Genomic DNA, 18,489 nt, shown 5'->3' on the forward strand with positions numbered 1-18,489 from the left:
CGTGACCGAACCCCGCCGACCGATCGTCGAGATGCCGCTGCGCGTGCGCTACCACGAGTGCGACGGCCAGGGCATCGTCTTCAACGCCCACTACCTGGCCTATGTGGACATGTGCGCGTTCGAGGCGGAGAAGGCGCTGTTCGGTTCGCACGAAGAGTTCCTCGCGCACCGCATCGACGTCGTGGTCGCCGAAGCGAACCTGAAGTTCCGCGCACCCGCGCGCTACGACGAGGAACTCGTCGTTTCGCAGTACCTGAACCACCTCGGCACGACGTCGCTGATCTTCGACTTCGAGATCCACCGCGGCGACACGCTCGTGCAGGCGGCGACCCTCCGGTACGTGTTCATCGATCCCGCGACGCTGCGGCCGACCCCGCCACCGGACGCGGTCCGCAAGGTCTACGCGGCCCTGCTCGAGGGCTGAGCCGTGTTCCGCGTTCTCTTCTACCACCCCGAAATCCCGCCGAACACGGGCAACGCGATCCGCTTGGCCGCCAACACCGGCTGCGAGCTGCACCTGGTCGAGCCGCTCGGGTTCACGTTGGCGGACAAGCAGTTGCGCCGGGCGGGGCTCGACTACCACGACCTGGCCCGGGTGCACGTCCACGCTTCGCTCGCCGCCGCTTGGGAAGTGCTGCTGCCGGCGAAGGTGTACGCGTTCAGCGCGTCGGCCACGCGGCTCTACACGGACGTGGCGTACGGGCCGGGCGACGTGCTGATGTTCGGCCCGGAATCGGTGGGACTGCCCGCGGACGTCCAGGAAGCCCCCGAGGTGACCGACCGCGTGCGGCTGCCGATGCTGCCGACCAGCCGGTCGCTGAACCTGGCCAACACCGCGGCGATCACGGTCTACGAAGCCTGGCGGCAGAACGGCTTCGCGGGTACTTGATCGCCGTCCGGTAGGTTCGCCGGATGCGACAGCAGTTCCTGGGGGCGCTCATCGGCGCCGCGTTCGGCACCGTGTTCGTCCTGGTCAACTCCGGTGCCCCGCTTCCCGCGGCGATCGGCTGGGTGCTGCGCGCCCTCGCCGTCCTCGCGCTCGCGGCCGTGGTGATCCTCGGCCTGCGCGCGGGCGGGCGGCCGACGCTCGACGACCGGCCGGTGTTCGGGCCGAGCTACCGGGTCGTCGTCATCGGCGAGGTCGTGCTGCTGGTCGCCGGGTTCTTCGTGCTGACCCTGCTGGAAGCGCCGGTGGAGGCGAACGTCGCCTGGATCGCCACGATCGTCGGCCTCCACTTCGCCGCGCTCGCCTGGGCGTGGAAGACCCGCTCGATCCTGGTGGTCGGCGCGGTCCTGACCGTGTTCGGCGTCGTCGGTCTCGCGCTGCTGGGAAGCGCTGCGGAGTGGGTTCCGTTCGTCAGCGGCGTCCTCTCCGGGGTGACCCTGCTCGGCGGAAGCCTCTACGGCGTCCGCCGAGCCTGAGTCACGGGAGTCTCTGCCCGAAGAACAGGCTGGCCGCCGCGCCGATCATCAGGATCAGCGTGCCCACGACCACCCACGGCTTGCTCGCGTCGGCGTCCTTGATCTCGTAGCCGATCTGCTCGCCGAGGTCCGCGTAGACCTTCTTCAGCTCCTCGGCGCTGGCCGCCTTGTAGAAGTCGCCACCCGACAGCCGCGCGATCTCGCGCAGCGACTCGTCGTCGACGCTCACCGGCTGGGCCTTGCCGTCGATGTCGACCGAGCCGTGCGTGGTGCCGAACGAGATCGACGAGATCGGGACGCCGGCCTGCTTCGCCGCCTGCGCCGCCGTGTAGCCGCCGCGCGCCGCGTACAGGTCCTCCGGCACCGTCTGCTTGCCGTCCGACATCAGCACTATCCGGGCGGGCGGCGGTCCGTCGGCCCCGCCGACGACGCTGGAGAAGCTCTCCACCGACTGCAGGGCCGCGAAGATGCCCTCGCCGGTGGCCGTGGACTGCGCCAGTTTCAGGTTCTCGATCGCCTTGATCACGCCGTTGCGGTCGGTGGTCGGGTTGACCAGCACCGTCGCCGTGCCCGCGAACGAGATCAGGCCCAGGTTGATCCCCGGGGTCATGTTCTGCGCGAACTGGGTCGCCGCGTCCTGAGCCGCCTTCAGCCGTGTCGGGGCGACGTCGGTGGCCTCCATCGACAGCGACACGTCGATCACCAGCATCACGGTGGCCCGGTTGCGCGGCACCTTCTGCTCGGCGGTCGGCCCGGCCAGCGCGACGGTGAGCAGCAGCAGCGACAGCACGATCAGCACCGCCGGCACGTGCCGGACCCAGCCCTGGCTCTTCGGCGCGACCTTCTCGAGGAGGTCCAGGTTGGCGAACCGCATGGTCCGCTTCCGGCGCGCCCGCTGGGCGAGCACGTACCCGACGGCGACCGCGGCGACGGCGATCAGCAGCAGGAACCACCAGGGCGCGGTGAAGCCCGTCAAACTCATGCGCGCACCTCGCCGGCGCTCAGTGCCGTCCGAGCCGGAAACGCGGTGTCGAACGGTCCGGTCGCAAGCTCCCTCACGCCACACCCCCGGACCAGCGGCGCTTGCGGGCGACGACGAACCGCACCATGTCGGCGATCCAGTCGGCGTCCGTGCGCAGCGTCAGGTGCGCCGCACCCGCGCGCCGCAGGCCGGCCGCCACGCGCTGGCGGTGGGCGTGGGCCGCGGCCCCGAACTCCTTGCGCAGCAAGGCCGAAGCGTGCACTTCGCGCTGTTTCCCTGTCTCCGGGTCGGCCAGCACGACGGTGCCCACCTCGGGCAGGTCGACGTCGCGCGGGTCGAGGACTTCGATCGCGATCAGTTCGTGGCGCCCGCCCAGCGCCCGCAGCGGCCGCTCCCACGAGCTGTCGCCCAGGAAGTCGGAGATCACCACGGCCAGGCCACGGCGGCGCGGCGGCCGGCGCAGCGCCTCCAGCGCCTGGGCGAAGTCGCCGCGCGTGCCCTCGGCCGCGCGTGGCGTTTCGGCCAGCTTCCGCACCAGCCCGCGCGCGTGCGCCAGCCCGCCGCGGGCCGGGATGCGGGTGGTGTCGGCGCCGGTGGAGATCAGCGCGCCGATCCGGTTGCCGCCGCCCCCGGTGAGGTGCGCGACCGCCGCGACGGCGCAGACCACCAGGTCGCGCTTCTCGCACAGCGCCGTGCCGAAGTCGAGGCTCGCCGACAGGTCGGCGACGACCCACGTCTCCAGCTCGCGGTCGGCCACGGTCTCGCGGATGTGCGGGGTCGTGGTGCGCGCGGTGACCGCCCAGTCCATCCGGCGCACGTCGTCGCCGGGCTGGTACGGGCGGGCCTCGCCGGGCTCCGAGCCCGGCCCCGGCACCAGGCCGAGGTGGTTGCCCTGCAGCAGCCCGTCGAGCCGGCGGCGGACGTCGAGCTCCAAGGTCCGGAGCCCGGCCTCCATCCGGTCGCCGCGCAGCACCGGCGGCGCCCACGAAGGACGGACGTCCTTCTCGTTCTTCGCCATCGCCGGGTTACCTGACCGGCGCGCCCGCCGGGACCGGGCCACCCTGGCCGGCCCCGCCCTGCGGCCGGGCCGAGACCTGCGGCAACGGCACGGTCTGCAGCACGCGCGTGATGATGTGGTCGATCGGCACGCCGTCGGCCAGCGCGTCGTAGGACAGCACGAGCCGGTGGCGCAGCACGTCCGGCACGACGTCGACGACGTCCTGCGGCAGTACGTAGTCGCGGCCGCGGACCAGGGCCAGCGCCCGGGCGGCGGCGATGATGCCGAGGCTCGCGCGCGGCGAAGCGCCGTAGGACACCCAGCCCGCGACGTCGGCGAGGCCGTGCTCGTTCGGCGTCCGGGTGGTCAGCACGAGCCGCACGACGTAGTCGACCAGCGCGTGGTGCACGAACACCTGCGACGCGACGCCCTGCAGCCGGACCAGCTCGCCGGGGCTGAGCACCTCGTGCGGGGTCGGCGGCGTGACGCCCATCCGGTAGATGATCTCGCGCTCCTCCTCGGCGGAGGGGTACTCGACCTGGATCTTGAACAGGAACCGGTCGCGCTGCGCCTCGGGCAGCGGGTACACGCCCTCGTTCTCGATCGGGTTCTGGGTGGCCAGCACGAGGAACGGGTCGGGCATCGGGAACGTCTGCCCGCCGATCGACACGTGCCGCTCGGCCATCACCTCGAGCATCGCGGACTGGACCTTGGCGGGCGCGCGGTTGATCTCGTCCGCGAGCACGAAGTTCGCCACGACCGGGCCGAGCTCGACGTCGAACCGCTCGGCGCCCTGGCGGTAGATCCGGGTGCCGAGGATGTCGGCGGGCACCAGGTCGGGCGTGAACTGGACGCGGGAGAACGACCCGCCGACGACCCGCGCGAACGTCTCGACGGCGAGGGTCTTCGCCACGCCGGGCACGCCTTCGAGCAGCAGGTGGCCCTTGGCCAGCAGGCCGACCAGCATCCGCTCGACCAGGCGGTCCTGGCCGACGATGATCCGCTTGACCTCGAACACGGTCCGCTCCAGCAACTGGGCGTCCCGGGCCGGCGTCGCGGGCTGCTGCCCGTTCCCGCCCTCGGCGTAGCCGGGCTCGGTCACTCTGCCTCCTCGAAAGTTCGTGCGCCGCCCCCGCGACGGTGATCACGCGGTGCGACCGTACTGCGTCCCCCGGTCGTTCGTCCGTCCGGCACGCGGACGCACGGGTTGCCCCATCAGTAGCCAACACCTTCCCCGGTGTGACATCTGTGAAGCTGGTCCGGTTCCCGGTTTCACCGGTGCCGTTCGAGATCCTCGGGGGTGTCGATGTCGTCCGCTTCGCCCCGTTCCGCCGGGACCTCCGCGACGGCCAGACCGCCCAGTACCCGGCGCAGCGCCGCGTTCTCGACCTCCTCGGGCAACGCCGCCCGCAGCGCCGCGACCCGCCACGCGCCCAGCAGCCACTGGCGGGCGCCGGCCGCGTCCACCAGGACCGCGCCTTCCCCGTCGCCGATCGCCGCCACCAGGCGGTCCACAGTGGACCGGCGGACGCCCGGGAGGTCGGCGGCCAGCACCGCGACCGCCTCGACGTCCTCGGGCACGAACGCGAGGCCCGCCGCCAGCGCCGCCACCGGGCCGGTGCCCGGGACCGGTTCACGGGTCCACACGACGTCGAACCCGGCGCGCCGCGGCCCGACCACGATGACGCGTTCGGCGGCGTCGAGGGCGTGGACCGCGCGGGCCAGCAGCGGCTTGCCGCCCACCGACAGGGCCGGCTTGTCCACACCGGACAGTCTGCGCGCCGAACCCCCGGCCACCACGATCCCCGCGTACCGCATCCGGGGAATCTAGCCCATACTGGGCGCGTGCCGTACACCGTCGAGCCGCGCGTGGACGCCTACATCGACGCCCTGCCGGACTGGCAGCAGGCGATCTGCCGGGAAGTCCGCGAACTGGTCCACGCGGCGGACCCCGAAGTCGTCGAGACGATCAAGCGCACGAGGCAGCCCTACTTCGTGCTCGAGGGCAACGTCTGCGCCCTGCTGGCGGCGAAAGACCACGTCAACGTCTTCGTCTACGACGGCGGCATCGTCCCCGACCCCGAAGGCATCATCACCGCCGGGCACGGCAACAAGACCGCGCGGACCGTCGCCTTCCGCGAGGGCGAACCGATCAACGCGCCCGCGCTCACCGCGATGTTCCGGCAGATCATCGCCAACAACCGGGCCGGGGGCTGGCGCAAGCTGAAGCGCGAGCAAGCCGGCCCTCAGCGGCCGAGCACCAGGTAGGCGAGGCCCAGCACGCCCCGGTAGTCGCGGACGTACTGCCGCTGCCGCTCGTCGAGCCAGTCCCGGACCCGCGCCGCCCGCGGGTCGGCCGGGTTCGCCAGCAGCCACTCCTGCCAGGCCAGCTTCGACGTCGATTCGAAGTCGTCCCACTCGAGCTGGTCGGCGGTGCTGACGTGCAGCACCCGCCAGCCGGCGGCGGCCGCGGCGTCGAGCAGCTCCGGCAGCGTCAGCGTGTCCGGCCCGAAGATCTCCAGCGCCGCCGGATTCGGCGGGGCGGCCCAGAACCCGTCGCCGTAGAGCACCCGGCCGGCCGGGACCACCCGGCCGAGCCCGGCCAGCGCGGCTTCGGTCGAGCCGAAGGCGTGCGCGGCGCCGATGCAGAACGCCCGCTCGGCGGGCCCGTCCCAGGTCGCGGCGTCCGACTCGGTGAATTCCACCGCCAGCCCGCGCTCGGCCGCCGCGGCGCGGCCGCGGTCCAGGCCGGTCACGTCGGTGTCGACCCCGGTCGCGCGCAGGCCCGGCGTCCGGGCGGCCGCCCGCAGCAGCAGCTCGCCCCAGCCGCAGCCGAGGTCGACGAGGTGTCCCGCGGCCAGGGCCATCCGGTCGAGCAGCAGCTCGGCGTGGGGCTCGGACAGGGGTGTGTTCCAGCGCATCCGCGAGCGCCGAAGCGCGTTCAGTTCGTCGTCCACCCGGCCGATCCTGGCGACCGCCGCGGACGGCGTCGAGCGAGTTTCAGCCGATCAAGCGAGTCGCGTACGGCATGATCCCGCCGTAGCGCACCGGCGCGATCCGGACGCGGAGCCCGGACTGCGGGGCCTCGACCATCTGACCGCCGCCGAGGTAGAGCGCGACGTGGTGGATGCCGCCCGCGCCGCCCCAGAACAGCATGTCGCCGCGGCGCATCTGCGACAGCGGGACCCGCCGCCCGGCCGTGTACTGGTAGCCGCTGTAGTGCGGCAGGCCCTTGACCCCGGCGAAGGCGTAGATCATCAGGCCGGAGCAGTCGAAGCCGATCTTGTTGTAGTCGCCGTAGCGGTCGGCGACGCCGCCGTCGCGGATGCCGCGCGTCGGGCCGCCGGCGTTGCCGCCGCCCCACGCGTAGGGCAGGCCGACCTTGGACAGCGCCCGGGCGATGACCGCCTCGATCGACGACCCGGCCGGACCCGCGGCCGGCTTGCTCGCCGGACGGCCACCGCCGCCGGACGAGCCGAGCGCGGCCTGGCGGGCGCGTTCCTCGTCCTCGCGCTGCTTCTCGGCGAGCCAGTCCTGGTAGCGCTGGCGCTGGCCCTGCAGGCCGTTGACCTTGGCCTGGGCGGCGTAGAGCTGCTGCTCGACGTCCGACTTGTTCTTCTCGAGCCGGGTGTTCTGCGTGGCCTGGCTGTCCTGCGCGCTGATCGCCCTGGCCTGCGCGGAGTCCGCGCTGGTCTTCGCCTGCCGGGCGGCATCCTGCTTCTGCTGCGCGATCTCCGCCGCCTTGCGGGCCGCGGAGTCCTTGTTCGACTTGGCCGTCTGCGCCTGCTGGAGCCGGTCGAGGGCGTTGAGCCGGTCGCCGCCGACGGCGTCGAGCAGCTGCGCGCGGGCCAGCATGTCCTTGGGACTGTCGGCGCTCAGGTACGCCGAGAGCGAGCCGACCGTGCTCCCCTGCTGGAAGCTCGCGGCGGCGAACGTCTTGAGGTCGGTGCGGGCCTTCTCGATCGCCGCGGCCGCCGCGTCCGCCTCGGTGCGGGCGGCTTTTGCGTCGTTCTCGGCCTGCGCCGCGGCGTCCTGCGCGGACTGCAGGTCGACCAGGGCCTTGTTGGCCTCTTCCTGCTTGAGCTCGACGTCGTCCTGCAGCTGCGACAGCTTCTGCTCGGCCTGGGCCAGCTCGTTGGTCAGCCGGCCGACCTCGCCGGCCTTCGCGTTGGCGTCGGCCTTGCTGTTGTTCAGCTCGGAGTCGCTCGGGTTCGGCGGCGGCGGGGGCGCCGCGAGGCCGGTGCCGCCCGCGCCGAACAAGATCACCAAGGTGAGCGCGCTCACGGTGAGTCCACGGCGGGCCCGCGGCACCCCCGGACCCCCACGCCGTCCCGCCACGACCGCCCACCTCCGCTCACCTGCGCACATCGCGCGCCACTGCAGTCACACCACTATCACAAGCATCACCGGAAACTTACACACCGTAGGCACCAATTCCCCTCATTGAGGGACCCGGACAACGGATGGCGCAGCACACACCGCGTGTCGTCTTGCCCGTTAAACAGGACGCGCGTACTGTTTGAGGGACCGCGAGGTGTGCCATCCCGAATCCGGTCCTACGGTGGGGGTGCGCAAGACTCGCCACCACCGAACCGACCGAACTGACCCGGGACTCGACCGCCGCACCGGCGCGGAAGTCCATGCCACTGGAGTTAGACGTGACCGCACCTGCCAGCAAGGACAGCTTCGGCGCCAAAGACACGCTGAAGGTCGGCGACGCCTCGTACGAGGTGTTCCGCCTGAACAAGGTCGAGGGCGCCGAGCGGCTGCCCTACAGCCTGAAGATCCTGCTCGAAAACCTGCTGCGCACCGAGGACGGCGCGAACATCACCGCCGACCACATCCGCGCGCTCGGCTCGTGGGACCCCAACGCCGACCCGTCGATCGAGATCCAGTTCACGCCCGCCCGCGTGATCATGCAGGACTTCACCGGCGTGCCGTGCGTCGTCGACCTCGCCACCATGCGCGAGGCGGTCACCGACCTCGGCGGCGACCCCGACAAGGTCAACCCGCTCGCCCCCGCCGAGCTTGTCATCGACCACTCGGTCATCATCGACGTCTTCGGCCGCGCCGACGCCTTCGAGCGCAACGTCGAGATCGAGTACGAGCGCAACCGCGAGCGCTACCAGTTCCTGCGCTGGGGCCAGGGCGCCTTCGACGAGTTCAAGGTCGTCCCGCCGGGCACCGGCATCGTGCACCAGGTCAACATCGAGCACCTCGCGCGCACGGTGATGAGCCGCAACGGCCAGGCCTACCCCGACTCCTGCGTCGGCACCGACTCGCACACCACCATGGTCAACGGCCTGGGCGTGCTGGGCTGGGGCGTCGGCGGCATCGAGGCCGAGGCCGCCATGCTGGGCCAGCCGGTCTCGATGCTCATCCCGCGCGTCGTCGGCTTCAAGCTGACCGGCGAGATCCCGGCCGGCGTCACCGCCACCGACGTCGTGCTCACCATCACCGAGATGCTGCGCCGCCACGGCGTGGTCGGCAAGTTCGTCGAGTTCTACGGCGAGAGCGTGGCCGCGGTGCCGTTGGCCAACCGCGCCACGATCGGCAACATGAGCCCGGAGTTCGGCTCCACCGCGGCGATCTTCCCGATCGACGAGGAGACCGTCCGCTACCTCAAGCTGACCGGCCGCTCGGCCGAGCAGGTCGCGCTGGTCGAGGCCTACGCGAAGGAGCAGGGACTCTGGCACGACTCCTCGCGCGAGGCGACCTACTCCGAGTACCTCGAGCTGGACCTTTCGACGGTCGTCCCGTCGATCGCCGGCCCGAAGCGCCCGCAGGACCGCATCGAGCTGTCGGACGCGAAGTCGTCGTTCCGCAAGTCGATCCACGACTACGTGGACGGCGAGGACCTCACGCCGCACACCAAGATGGACGAGGCTTCGGAGGAGTCCTTCCCGGCCAGCGACGCCCCGTCGCTGTCGTTCGCCGAGGACGACGCCGCGCCGGTCACCAGCTCCGCCGCGAACGGCGCGTCGGGCCGGCCGAGCAAGCCGGTCAAGGTCTCCACGTCGGACCGCGGCGAGTTCGTCCTCGACCACGGCGCCGTGGTGATCGCCTCGATCACCTCGTGCACCAACACCTCGAACCCGTCGGTCATGCTCGGCGCCGCGCTGCTCGCGCGCAACGCCGTGGACAAGGGCCTCGCGGTCAAGCCGTGGGTGAAGACGTCGATGGCGCCGGGCTCGCAGGTCGTCACCGACTACTACACCAAGGCCAACCTGTGGCCGTACCTGGAGAAGCTGGGCTACCACCTGGTCGGCTACGGCTGCACCACGTGCATCGGCAACTCCGGCCCGCTCTCGGACGAGATCTCCGCGGCGATCCAGGAGAACGACCTCACCGCGGTCTCGGTGCTCTCGGGCAACCGGAACTTCGAAGGCCGGATCAACCCCGACGTGAAGATGAACTACCTCGCGTCGCCGCCGCTGGTCATCGCCTACGCGCTGGCCGGGACGATGGACTTCGACTTCGCGAACCAGCCGCTGGGCCAGGACACCGACGGCAACGACGTCTTCCTGAAGGACATCTGGCCGACGGCGAAGGAAATCCAGGAGACCATCGACTACGCGATCACGCAGGAGATGTTCACCAAGGACTACGCCGACGTCTTCGACGGCGGCGAGCGCTGGAAGTCGCTGCCCACCCCGGAGGGCAAGACCTTCGAGTGGGACGCCGAGTCCACCTACGTCCGGAAGCCCCCGTACTTCGAGGGCATGACCCCGGAGCCGGCGGCGGTCACCGACATCACCGGCGCGCGCGTGCTGGCGAAGCTGGGCGACTCGGTCACCACCGACCACATCTCCCCCGCCGGCGCGATCAAGCCGGGCACCCCGGCCGCGCAGTACCTGACCGAGCACGGCGTGGAGAAGAAGGACTTCAACTCCTACGGCTCGCGGCGCGGCAACCACGAGGTGATGATCCGCGGCACCTTCGCGAACATCCGGCTGCGCAACCAGCTGCTGGACGACGTGCAGGGCGGCTACACCCGCGACTTCACCCAGGAGGACGCCCCGCAGGCGTTCATCTACGACGCGGCCCAGAACTACGCGGCGGCGGGCACCCCGCTGGTCGTGCTGGGCGGCAAGGAGTACGGCTCGGGCTCGTCGCGCGACTGGGCGGCCAAGGGCACCTCGCTGCTGGGCGTCCGCGCGGTGATCACCGAGTCGTTCGAGCGCATCCACCGCTCGAACCTGATCGGCATGGGCGTCATCCCGCTGCAGTTCCCGCAGGGCGAGTCGGCCTCGTCGCTCGGCCTCGACGGCACGGAGACGTTCGACATCGCGGGCATCACCAAGCTGAACGACGGCGAGACCCCGCGCACCGTGCACGTCACCGCCACCAAGGCCGACGGCACGAAGGTGGAGTTCGAAGCGGACGTCCGCATCGACACCCCGGGTGAGGCGGACTACTACCGCAACGGCGGCATCCTGCAGTACGTGCTGCGGAAGATGACGCAGGCGTAAGGGTTCTTCCCGGAAAAGGCCTCCCCGCTCGGTGAGCGGGGAGGCCTTTTCTCATGCGGGCACGGCTTCCCAGCGCACGCTGGACACCGACGGCTCCAGCGAAAGCCGCGACACCGCCGCCTCCATCTGGGCGTCGTCGCGCTGGTCGCCGACCAGCTCGGCGCGGACCTCGACCGTGCGGTCTTCGCGGTCCGTGCTCAGCACCGACAGCAGCCGGAAGTCCGTGCGGGTCAGCGACTGCACGAGCAGCGCCCGCACGTGCGCCTCGGTCGCGTCGCGCGTGACGGCCTGGAACGCGTACCTCGTCGGCGTCTCGTCGCCGGCGTCCGGGCGGCGGTCGACGGCGCGCCCGAGCGGCCGCAGCACCACGTTCACCCCGACCACGACGGCGGTCCCGGCCGCCGCGACCGCGTACAGCCCGGCGCCCGCGAGCGCGCCGACCGCGGCCGAGCACCACAGCGTCGCGGCCGTGTTGAGGCCGCGGACGTTGAGGCCGTCGCGCATGATGACCCCGGCGCCGAGGAACCCGATGCCCGACACGATCTGGGCGGCCACCCGCGTCGGGTCGGCGTCGCCGCTGGACGCCAGCCCGCCGAAGCCGTGCGCGGACAGCAGCACGAAGAGGGTCGCCCCGACGGCGACCAGCGCGTTGGTGCGCAGCCCGGCCAGCCGGGCCCGGAACTGGCGCTCGACCCCGATGACGGCACCCAGGCCGACCCCGGCGCCGACGCGCAGCAGCATTTCGAAAATGGTCATGATCCGGCTCTTTTCCGGCGTGCGCGCACTGCCGGACAGGGGCGGCCGGGTTCAGCCCAGCGGGAAACCCCCGGTGAGCGCGCGCCCGGCCGTCCGATGACTGTCCGCTGGCATGTGCCGCTCACCTCGCTTCCCTACTCGTGTCGATCAAGCTCCGCCACGATACCGGACGCGCTCACCTCGCTTCCCTACTCGTGTCGATCAAGCTCCGCCACGATACCGGACGCGAAAAGGCCGGGGCGACGTTCGCTGCGTCACCCCGGCCTTCCCGTGGCTCAGCCCTGTGCGGCCGGCGTCTCGAACGGCTGGACGTTCGGCTGGAACACCTGCCCGCTCGCCGGCACCTTGAGGTCGGTCAGGTAGTCGGCCACGGCCTTGTCGACGCCGAGGGCGTCCCCGAGGATGCAGTGGCCGAACGCGTCGACCGACAGCAGCCGGGCGTTGCCCAGCTCCTGCGCCATCCGCTGGGCGAACTTGTACTGCGTCGCCGGGTCGTAGTAGTTGCCGACCACGACGACCGGGACGTCGGTCTTGGCCCGCCACGGGCCGCGGTAGGCGTCCGGCTTCTTCGCCGGCCACACCGGGCAGCCCGCCGTGTCGGCGAACGCCTGGTAGCGGCCGAACGTCGGCGACTCACGCTCCCACTTGGCGGCGATGCCCGGCACCTCGTCCTGCTTGATCCGGAACGGCTTGTCCGAGCAGTTGACGGCGAAGTACGAGTCGTCGCTGGTGTAGGGGCTGTCCGGGTTCTGGTCGGCCAGGCCCTGCTTGCCCGGGGTGAGCGCCTTGAGCGGCTTGGCCTGCAGGGCCTGGGCCTGCGCACCCGCCGGGTGGATGGCGGTGTAGAGCGCCTGCAGGTCCTCGGCCAGGCCGGGGAACGCCGACGGCGAGTACAGGACGCTCGAAACGCCGCCGGTGAACTGGTTGATGTCGACCGTGCCGCCACCGGGGATGGTGATCGGCTGCTTGCGCAGGTACTCGCGGAGCTCGTCGAACTTCGCCCGCGGGTTGCCGTCGCTGAACGCGCACTTCGCGCCGACCTGGTCGCACCGCTTGAGGAAGCCGTCGAGGGAGATCTCGAAGCCCTGCGCGCGTTCGCGGTCGTACTGCACGCCGTCGCTGGTGCGCAGCGCCGGGTCGACGTTGCCGTCGATCACGATGGCCCGCGACTGCTTCGGGAACATCGAGGTGTAGGTCGAGCCGATCAGCGTCCCGTAGGAGAAGCCGACGAACGTCAGCTTCCGGTCGCCGACCGCCGCGCGCAGCGTGTCGAGGTCGCGCACGACGTCCTTGGTGGACATGTGGTTGAGCAGCGAACCCGCGTTGTTCTTGCAGAACTGCCCGTAGTCGCGGTAGCTGGCCAGCGTCCCGGAGATCTCGGCGCGCGACAGCGGCACCGGGATCTGCGCGGAAAAGACCTCGTCCGCGTCCTCCTGGGTGGTGAAGCAGCGCAGCGGGTTGCTCTGCCCGACCCCGCGCGGGTCGAACCCGACGAGGTCGAAGCGGTCGAGGACCTGCGGCTGGAAGTAGAACTGGCCGCCGATCGGCATCCGCAGGCCGGACCCGCCCGGGCCGCCGGGGTTGAGGAACAGCGAGCCGACGCGCTTGTCCGGCGTGCGGGCCGCGCGCTTGAGCAAGGCGATGTCGATGGTGCCGAGCGTGGCGTTGTCGTGGTCGATGGGCACCCGGTAGCGGGCGCAGCTGTAGTACTTCACCTGGTCCGCGGGCACCCCGGCGAGGGTGTCCGCCGGGCAGGTGCCCCAGTTCGGCGCGGCGGTCGCCCCGACGACCGCCGGCTTGACCGCGGCTTCGGTGGCAGCCGCGGCGGTACCCGCCGTCCCGGCGGTGGCGAGCCCGGCCACCAGCGCTCCGACCAGCGCGAACGAGCGTATCCGGCCCGTGGTGGATCTCCGCAAGACGTCTCCTCCCTAGGTCACGCAGCCCCGCGCGTCCAGGACGTCACGGCGCGTTACCCGGGTGAGACTGGCACAAACCGGTGAAACCCGTCACCGGCCAAAAGGATGGTGGGACGCTACCCGACGACCCCGGTGAGCAGGAAAACCGGCAACGGCCGGCCGGCTTCCCGCTGCTCCATCGCGTACCCCGGCCAGAACTCCAGCAGCTCCCGCCACATCGCGGCGTACTCCTCGCCGGTCAGCTCCCGCGCGACGACGTCGATCGGCCGTCCCGCGACCGCGACCGTCGCCTTCGGGTCCGCCCGCAGGTTCAGCGACCACGCCGGGTCGTGCGGGCGGCCCCAGTTGGACGCCGTCAGCACGAAGGCGTCGCCGTGCGGGTAGTAGAGCAGGTTGGTGCTGCGCGCCAGTCCGCTCTTGCGGCCCGTCGTCGTGAGGCGCAGCGACGGCAGCCCGGCGAGCGCCACGAGGCTCACCCGGCCGCCGAACGCCTTGTGCAGTTTCTTGTCCGCCCACACCACGAACCGCGCCGTGCGCATCAGCCACGGCTTCGTGCCGACGGCCCGGGCCAGCGCCCGGAGAGGATTAGCCACGCACAGATCTTGCCAGGCTCACCCCGAACCGCTGCTGGGAGTCGGTCCACCAGTGCGCCAGCTCGAACCCGGCCGCGGCCAGCTCCGCCTCGACACCGGACGGCCGGAACTTGGCGGAGATCTCCGTGCGGATGTGCTCGCCCTCGGCGAAGCCCACGGTGAGGTCCGCGCCGGGGATCTCGACCGTGAGCGCGCGCCGGGCCCGCAGCCGCATCTCGATCCATTCGTTTTCCGCGTCCCAGTGCGAGACGTGGTCGAACTCGTCGGTGTCGAAGTTCGCGCCGAGCCGGGCGTTGATCACCCGCAGCACGTTCTTGTCGAACTCCGCCGTCACGCCCGCGGCGTCGTCGTAGGCGCGTTCGAGGATGCCCGCGTCCTTGACCAGGTCGGTGCCCAGGAGCAGCCACTCCCCTTCGTCCAGGACGTCCCGGACCGACCGCAGGAACGCCGCGCGCTCGGCCGGCAGGAAGTTGCCGATGGTGCCGCCGAGGAACGCCACCACGCGGGGCTGGCCCCCGGGCAGCAGGGCCAGGTGCTGGGTGAAGTCGCCGACGACACCCCGGACGGTCAGGCCCGGGTAGTCCGCCGAGATCGCCTCGGCGGCGTCGGCGAGCGCCGACTCGGACACGTCGAGCGGGACGAACGCCTCCAGCGTGCCGTGCGCGGTGAGCGCGTCGAGCAGCAGCCGGGTCTTCTCGCTCGACCCCGAGCCCAGCTCGACGAGCGTGTGCGCGCCGGTCAGCTCCGCGACGTCGCCGGCGTGCGCGGCCAGCACCTCGCGCTCGCTGCGGGTCGGGTAGTACTCCGGCAGCTGGGTGATCTTCTCGAACAGCTCGCTGCCTTCGGCGTCGTAGAACCACTTCGGCGGCAGCCACTTCCGCTCGGCGGTGAGCCCGGCGACGACGTCCGCGCGCAGTTCCGCGGTGACGGCGTCGCCGGAGCGGTGGTGGTCGAGATCGACTTCGGTCATGGGTTCTCCTGGGTCAGGGGAAGCAGTTCGACGCCGGCCGCGGTGGCGCGCACGGCGTGGTGGTCGGGGACGGGCCGCCAGCGCGGGTCGCCGTCACCGGGTTCGGAGGCCAGCAGTACGCCGGCCGGTGTCTCGAGCACCGACAACGCGTGCGTCCAGGTCGTGCCGATCAACGTCTCGCCGTCGGTGAGCAGGAAGTTGAGGCGCGAGCCGGGCGCGGCCGCTTCGACGGCGGCGATCAGCTCCGCCACCGCCCGCAGCGGGTCCTCGCCCGCGGCGAGCCGGGCGCGCAGCAGTGCCCAGAGCACCGCCGAATCCGTCGGTGCCTCCAGGGTCAGCAGCTCCGTGATCGGCAGGGTCTTGGCCAGTTCGGCCAGCGAATCCGGGTAGCCGCGGACGACGCCGTTGTGGCTGAACAGCCACGGCCCGGCGGTGAACGGCGCCGCGGCCGCTTCGGTCACCGGCATGCCGGTGGTGCCGTTGCGGACCGCGGCGACGAACGCACCCGAGGTGACCGCCGCGGCCAGCGGCGGCAGCGTCTCGTCCGTCCACAGTGGAGTCGAGCGGCGGTGGCGCAGCGGCGGCGAGCCCGGGCCGGGGTACCACCCCAGCCCGAACCCGTCCGCGTTCACGGAGCCGCCGCCGCGCATGTCCGCCGGCGCGTAGGACTGCACCAGCAGCGAATGCGGGGCGCGGAAGAGCACCTCGGCGGGCGAGACCGGCTCGCCGAGGTAGCCGATGTGGCGGCACATGCGCCTAGCCCACCTCGCCGGGTGCCGCGTCGCGGGCGGTGCGGAAGCCGGCGAAGATCTGCCGCCGGATCGGGTAGTCCCAGTTGCGGAACGTGCCGCGGATCGCCGCCGAGTCGGTGCCGAACGAGCCGCCGCGCAGCACCTTGTACTCCGGCCCGAAGAACACCTCCGAGTACTCCCGGTACGGGAAGGGCGCGAAGCCCGGGTAGCCGTGGAAGTCGGTGCTCGTCCACTCCCAGACGTCGCCGATGAGCTGGTGCACGCCCGTCGGCGACGCGCCGGCCGGGTACGCGCCCGCCGGCGCCGGCCGCAGGTGCCGCTGGCCGAGGTTGGCGTGCTCGGCGCCCGGTTCCTCGTCACCCCAGGGGAACCGGCGCGACCGGCCGGTGGCCGGGTCGAACCGCGCGGCCTTCTCCCACTCCGCTTCGGTCGGCAGCCGCCGCCCGGCCCAGGCCGCGAAGGCCTCGGCTTCGTGGTAGGAGACGTGCACGACCGGCTCAGCGGCGGTGATCCGCTCGTACGCGCCGAAGCGGGTCCGCCACCAGCCGTCCTGTTCCCGCTTCCAGAACCGCGGGGCGGTGATGCCGTTCCCGGTCCGGTACGCCCAGCCCGCCGGGCTCCACCAGCGCTCGTCGTCGTAGCCGCCGCTGTCGAGGAACTCGGCGTACGCCCCGCAGGTGACCGGGACTGTGTCCAGCCAGAACGCGTCGACGGCGACCTCGTGCGCCGGGCGCTCGTTGTCCAGCGCCCACGGCTCGGCCGACGTGCCCATCGTGAACGCGCCGCCCGGCACCAGCACCTCGGCGGGCAACGCCCCGGCGCGGGCGGCGGGCGGCTCCGGCGCGTGCAGCACCGGGTCGCCCTGGCGCAGCTGGTGGGTGGCCAGCATGGTCTCGTCGTGCTGCTGCTCGTGCTGGGTGATCATGCCGAACGCGAACGCCCGCTCGGTCAGCCTGCTCCCCTGCAGCGGCACGCGCTCCAGCACGTCGAACGCCTTCTCGCGGACCTGCTTCACGTAGGCGCGCGCCTCGGCCGGCCCGAGCAGCGGCAGCTCCGGGCGGTCGGCCCTGGCGTGCTGGAAGGCGTCGTAGATGTCGTCGATGTCCGGGCGGAGCGGCTCCCGGCCGCCGACGTCGCGGACCAGCCACAGCTCCTCCTGCACGCCGATGTGCGCCAGGTCCCAGACCAGCGGCGACATCAGCTTCGAGTGCTGGCGGACCAGGTCTTCGTCGTCGACCGCGTCGGTCAGCGCCACGCTGCGCGCCCGCGCCCTCGTCAGTGCTTCGGCGGCACGGGCGCGCAGGTCCTGCGCGCTCAGGTCGTCCAGTGCTTCTGCCTCTGTGCTCATGCTTCACTCCTCGATCGGGACACGCGCCCCTGCACGCTCTCGCTGATCTCGGTGATCGATTCGTCCGCCAGCCCGGTCTCGCCCAGCTCGGCGCAGCCGAGGTCGGCCAGCGCGGCCGCCACGGCGGCCAGCCCCGGATCGTCCATCCCGCACCGCGCCGCGGTGCTCCACCGGCCCGCCACCGGGGCGCACAGGTCGAGCACCTTGTCCACAGTGGACGGGCGGGCCAGCAGCGCCGTGACGAGCGCGACCGGCGGCAGCCACGCGTCCGGCGGCTGCGCGTCGAGGTACCGGATCTCCAGGTACCCCTGCGGGCGGACCGGGGTGAACATCGTCGTGAGGTGGTAGTCGAGGTCCGCCGATGTCGGCTTCGGCAGCAGGGCGGCCGCGCCCCTGCCGTCGATCCAGTCGGCGAACGTCAGCCCCTCCGGGGCGTCCCACGGCCGGTCGCCGCGGGGCAGCACCAGCAACGGCGTGTCCATCAGCCGGGCGGCCCACTCCGCCGCGGGTTCACCGCCGACCCTTTCGGTGCGCGACCGGGCCGCTTCGGTGTCGTGCACCGCCAGCCAGCGGGCCGAGGCGAACCCCGTGTCGCGCCCGGCGTGGACCCGGGAGTTGGCGAAGAGGGCCAGCAGCGGCGGGCCCATGGCGTGGGCGGCCGCCCAGCGGAAGGCGTGCTGGTCGGCCTCCCCCGCGTCGACGCACACCTGCAGGCCCGCGGTGCTGCACATCATCGCGATGCCGCCGGGGCCGATCCCCGCGAACCGGCGTTCCATCGCCGCGTAGCGCGGCGTGCGCAGGAGCCTGCGCGGCGCGCGGTGCGCGTCGATGCCGGTTTCGCCGAGTTCGAGCCCGTGCCGGGCGAGGAGGGTGCGCAGGTGGCGCAGATCGGCCGAGACGACCGCGTCGAGCTCGCGGAGCGTGGCCTGGGGAGGGGTGGAGATTTCGACTTGGCAGCCGGGTTCGAGGCTGACCGGGCTGCCGGCCGGGAGGGGCGTGGCGGGGCTGTCGGGACGCAGTGTCCGCGGGGTGTGGGCGCCCAGCGCCGTGGCCAGTTCGTCGGGGTCGAGGGGTCTTGCCGGGTCGTCGGCGTGGTGCACGGTGAACTCCAGCTCCACGCCGGTCAGGCGGGGTGGCCCGTGCTTGAAGCACACCGATGCCACGTACGCCTCCCCGGCCGCGCGGTCCGCGAGGACCCGCGCGGTCTGGTTCGACGCACTACCCGACTTCTCGGGAAAATCGTGCACCGTAGACGCTTCTGTCATGTCCGTTTCCTAGTCC

18 protein-coding genes are annotated in these 18,489 nt (G+C 72.0%); 5 read left to right on the forward strand and 13 right to left on the reverse strand.

Features of this window, described 5'->3' with window-relative positions; genetic code table 11:
- Position 1: 1 nt before the first annotated feature.
- The 3 genes from AB5J73_RS37030 to AB5J73_RS37040 are packed head-to-tail and all read left to right on the forward strand — an operon-like array spanning position 2 to position 1,422.
- Positions 2-424 carry an acyl-CoA thioesterase gene (locus AB5J73_RS37030; protein ID WP_370963464.1) on the forward strand — a complete coding sequence of 141 codons (423 nt, stop codon included), beginning with the start codon at positions 2-4 and terminating at the stop codon, positions 422-424.
- A 3-nt stretch (positions 425-427) separates the two neighbouring features.
- Positions 428-889 carry a tRNA (cytidine(34)-2'-O)-methyltransferase gene (locus tag AB5J73_RS37035; protein WP_370963465.1) on the forward strand — a complete coding sequence of 154 codons (462 nt, stop codon included), beginning with the start codon at positions 428-430 and terminating at the stop codon, positions 887-889.
- 23 nt (positions 890-912) lie between these two features.
- On the forward strand, positions 913-1,422 hold the full coding sequence (locus AB5J73_RS37040) for a hypothetical protein (RefSeq protein WP_370963466.1): 510 nt from the start codon (positions 913-915) through the stop codon (positions 1,420-1,422).
- Position 1,423: 1 nt separating this feature from the next.
- On the opposite strand, the gene AB5J73_RS37045 is transcribed toward AB5J73_RS37040, so the two are convergent.
- The 4 genes from AB5J73_RS37045 to AB5J73_RS37060 all read right to left on the reverse strand — a co-directional run bounded on the left by AB5J73_RS37045 (position 1,424) and on the right by AB5J73_RS37060 (position 5,219).
- A complete protein-coding gene (locus AB5J73_RS37045; protein WP_370963467.1) occupies positions 1,424-2,404 on the reverse strand; it encodes a VWA domain-containing protein in 981 nt (326 codons plus the stop codon).
- A gap of 73 nt (positions 2,405-2,477) precedes the next feature.
- Entirely contained in the window at positions 2,478-3,422 is a 945-nt protein-coding gene (locus AB5J73_RS37050) for a DUF58 domain-containing protein (RefSeq protein ID WP_370963468.1), read from the reverse strand.
- 7 nt (positions 3,423-3,429) lie between these two features.
- Positions 3,430-4,503: an AAA family ATPase gene (locus AB5J73_RS37055; protein ID WP_370963469.1), complete on the reverse strand. Its 1,074-nt coding sequence runs from the start codon at positions 4,501-4,503 to the stop codon at positions 3,430-3,432.
- A 170-nt stretch (positions 4,504-4,673) separates the two neighbouring features.
- Entirely contained in the window at positions 4,674-5,219 is a 546-nt protein-coding gene (locus AB5J73_RS37060; protein WP_370963470.1) for a molybdenum cofactor guanylyltransferase, read from the reverse strand.
- A 27-nt stretch (positions 5,220-5,246) separates the two neighbouring features.
- On the opposite strand from AB5J73_RS37060, the gene AB5J73_RS37065 reads away from it, so the two are divergent.
- Positions 5,247-5,669 carry a DUF1801 domain-containing protein gene (locus AB5J73_RS37065; protein ID WP_370963471.1) on the forward strand — a complete coding sequence of 141 codons (423 nt, stop codon included), beginning with the start codon at positions 5,247-5,249 and terminating at the stop codon, positions 5,667-5,669.
- Here AB5J73_RS37065 and AB5J73_RS37070 read toward each other — a convergent pair.
- Together AB5J73_RS37070 and AB5J73_RS37075 are read right to left on the reverse strand one after the other, a co-directional pair.
- A complete protein-coding gene (locus tag AB5J73_RS37070; protein ID WP_370963472.1) occupies positions 5,648-6,358 on the reverse strand; it encodes a cyclopropane-fatty-acyl-phospholipid synthase family protein in 711 nt (236 codons plus the stop codon). The two genes, AB5J73_RS37065 and AB5J73_RS37070, sit on opposite strands and share 22 nt — an antisense overlap.
- 43 nt (positions 6,359-6,401) lie before the next feature.
- Positions 6,402-7,769: an NlpC/P60 family protein gene (locus AB5J73_RS37075; protein ID WP_370963473.1), complete on the reverse strand. Its 1,368-nt coding sequence runs from the start codon at positions 7,767-7,769 to the stop codon at positions 6,402-6,404.
- A gap of 272 nt (positions 7,770-8,041) precedes the next feature.
- Between AB5J73_RS37075 and AB5J73_RS37080 the strand changes: the two genes are divergently transcribed.
- A complete protein-coding gene (locus AB5J73_RS37080) occupies positions 8,042-10,873 on the forward strand; it encodes an aconitate hydratase (RefSeq protein ID WP_370963474.1) in 2,832 nt (943 codons plus the stop codon).
- A 51-nt stretch (positions 10,874-10,924) separates the two neighbouring features.
- On the opposite strand, the gene AB5J73_RS37085 is transcribed toward AB5J73_RS37080, so the two are convergent.
- From AB5J73_RS37085 to AB5J73_RS37115, 7 genes are all read right to left on the reverse strand, one after another.
- Positions 10,925-11,629, reverse strand: a complete 705-nt coding sequence (locus AB5J73_RS37085; RefSeq protein WP_370963475.1) for an MgtC/SapB family protein — start codon at positions 11,627-11,629, stop codon at positions 10,925-10,927.
- Between the two features lie 275 nt (positions 11,630-11,904).
- Positions 11,905-13,521, reverse strand: a complete 1,617-nt coding sequence (locus AB5J73_RS37090; protein ID WP_370973444.1) for an alpha/beta hydrolase — start codon at positions 13,519-13,521, stop codon at positions 11,905-11,907.
- A gap of 140 nt (positions 13,522-13,661) precedes the next feature.
- The gene (locus AB5J73_RS37095; protein ID WP_370973446.1) at positions 13,662-14,084 is read right to left on the reverse strand and encodes a nitroreductase family deazaflavin-dependent oxidoreductase; all 423 of its coding nucleotides are present in this window, start codon (positions 14,082-14,084) and stop codon (positions 13,662-13,664) included.
- 46 nt (positions 14,085-14,130) lie between these two features.
- Positions 14,131-15,108: an L-histidine N(alpha)-methyltransferase gene (gene egtD / locus AB5J73_RS37100; protein ID WP_370963476.1), complete on the reverse strand. Its 978-nt coding sequence runs from the start codon at positions 15,106-15,108 to the stop codon at positions 14,131-14,133.
- Entirely contained in the window at positions 15,105-15,860 is a 756-nt protein-coding gene (gene egtC / locus AB5J73_RS37105) for an ergothioneine biosynthesis protein EgtC (protein ID WP_370963477.1), read from the reverse strand. The genes egtD and egtC overlap by 4 nt, the downstream gene beginning before the upstream one ends.
- A 4-nt stretch (positions 15,861-15,864) precedes the next feature.
- Positions 15,865-17,208 carry an ergothioneine biosynthesis protein EgtB gene (gene egtB / locus AB5J73_RS37110; protein WP_370963478.1) on the reverse strand — a complete coding sequence of 448 codons (1,344 nt, stop codon included), beginning with the start codon at positions 17,206-17,208 and terminating at the stop codon, positions 15,865-15,867.
- On the reverse strand, positions 17,205-18,473 hold the full coding sequence (locus AB5J73_RS37115) for a glutamate-cysteine ligase family protein (RefSeq protein WP_370963479.1): 1,269 nt from the start codon (positions 18,471-18,473) through the stop codon (positions 17,205-17,207). The genes egtB and AB5J73_RS37115 overlap by 4 nt, the downstream gene beginning before the upstream one ends.
- Positions 18,474-18,489 lie beyond the last annotated feature (16 nt).

The sequence above is a fragment of the Amycolatopsis sp. cg9 genome, assembly GCF_041346945.1.
Lineage (GTDB): Bacteria > Actinomycetota > Actinomycetes > Mycobacteriales > Pseudonocardiaceae > Amycolatopsis.

Coding starts and splice junctions, on each gene's coding strand:
- AB5J73_RS37115 (WP_370963479.1), bottom strand. CDS start 18,473: ATGACAGAAGCGTCTACGGTGCACGATTTTCCCGAGAAGTCGGGTAGT.
- egtC (WP_370963477.1), bottom strand. CDS start 15,860: ATGTGCCGCCACATCGGCTACCTCGGCGAGCCGGTCTCGCCCGCCGAG.
- AB5J73_RS37075 (WP_370963473.1), bottom strand. CDS start 7,769: ATGTGCGCAGGTGAGCGGAGGTGGGCGGTCGTGGCGGGACGGCGTGGG.
- egtB (WP_370963478.1), bottom strand. CDS start 17,208: ATGAGCACAGAGGCAGAAGCACTGGACGACCTGAGCGCGCAGGACCTG.
- AB5J73_RS37085 (WP_370963475.1), bottom strand. CDS start 11,629: ATGACCATTTTCGAAATGCTGCTGCGCGTCGGCGCCGGGGTCGGCCTG.
- AB5J73_RS37045 (WP_370963467.1), bottom strand. CDS start 2,404: ATGAGTTTGACGGGCTTCACCGCGCCCTGGTGGTTCCTGCTGCTGATC.
- AB5J73_RS37040 (WP_370963466.1), top strand. CDS start 913: ATGCGACAGCAGTTCCTGGGGGCGCTCATCGGCGCCGCGTTCGGCACC.
- AB5J73_RS37080 (WP_370963474.1), top strand. CDS start 8,042: ATGCCACTGGAGTTAGACGTGACCGCACCTGCCAGCAAGGACAGCTTC.
- egtD (WP_370963476.1), bottom strand. CDS start 15,108: ATGACCGAAGTCGATCTCGACCACCACCGCTCCGGCGACGCCGTCACC.
- AB5J73_RS37095 (WP_370973446.1), bottom strand. CDS start 14,084: ATGCGCACGGCGCGGTTCGTGGTGTGGGCGGACAAGAAACTGCACAAG.
- AB5J73_RS37050 (WP_370963468.1), bottom strand. CDS start 3,422: ATGGCGAAGAACGAGAAGGACGTCCGTCCTTCGTGGGCGCCGCCGGTG.
- AB5J73_RS37060 (WP_370963470.1), bottom strand. CDS start 5,219: ATGCGGTACGCGGGGATCGTGGTGGCCGGGGGTTCGGCGCGCAGACTG.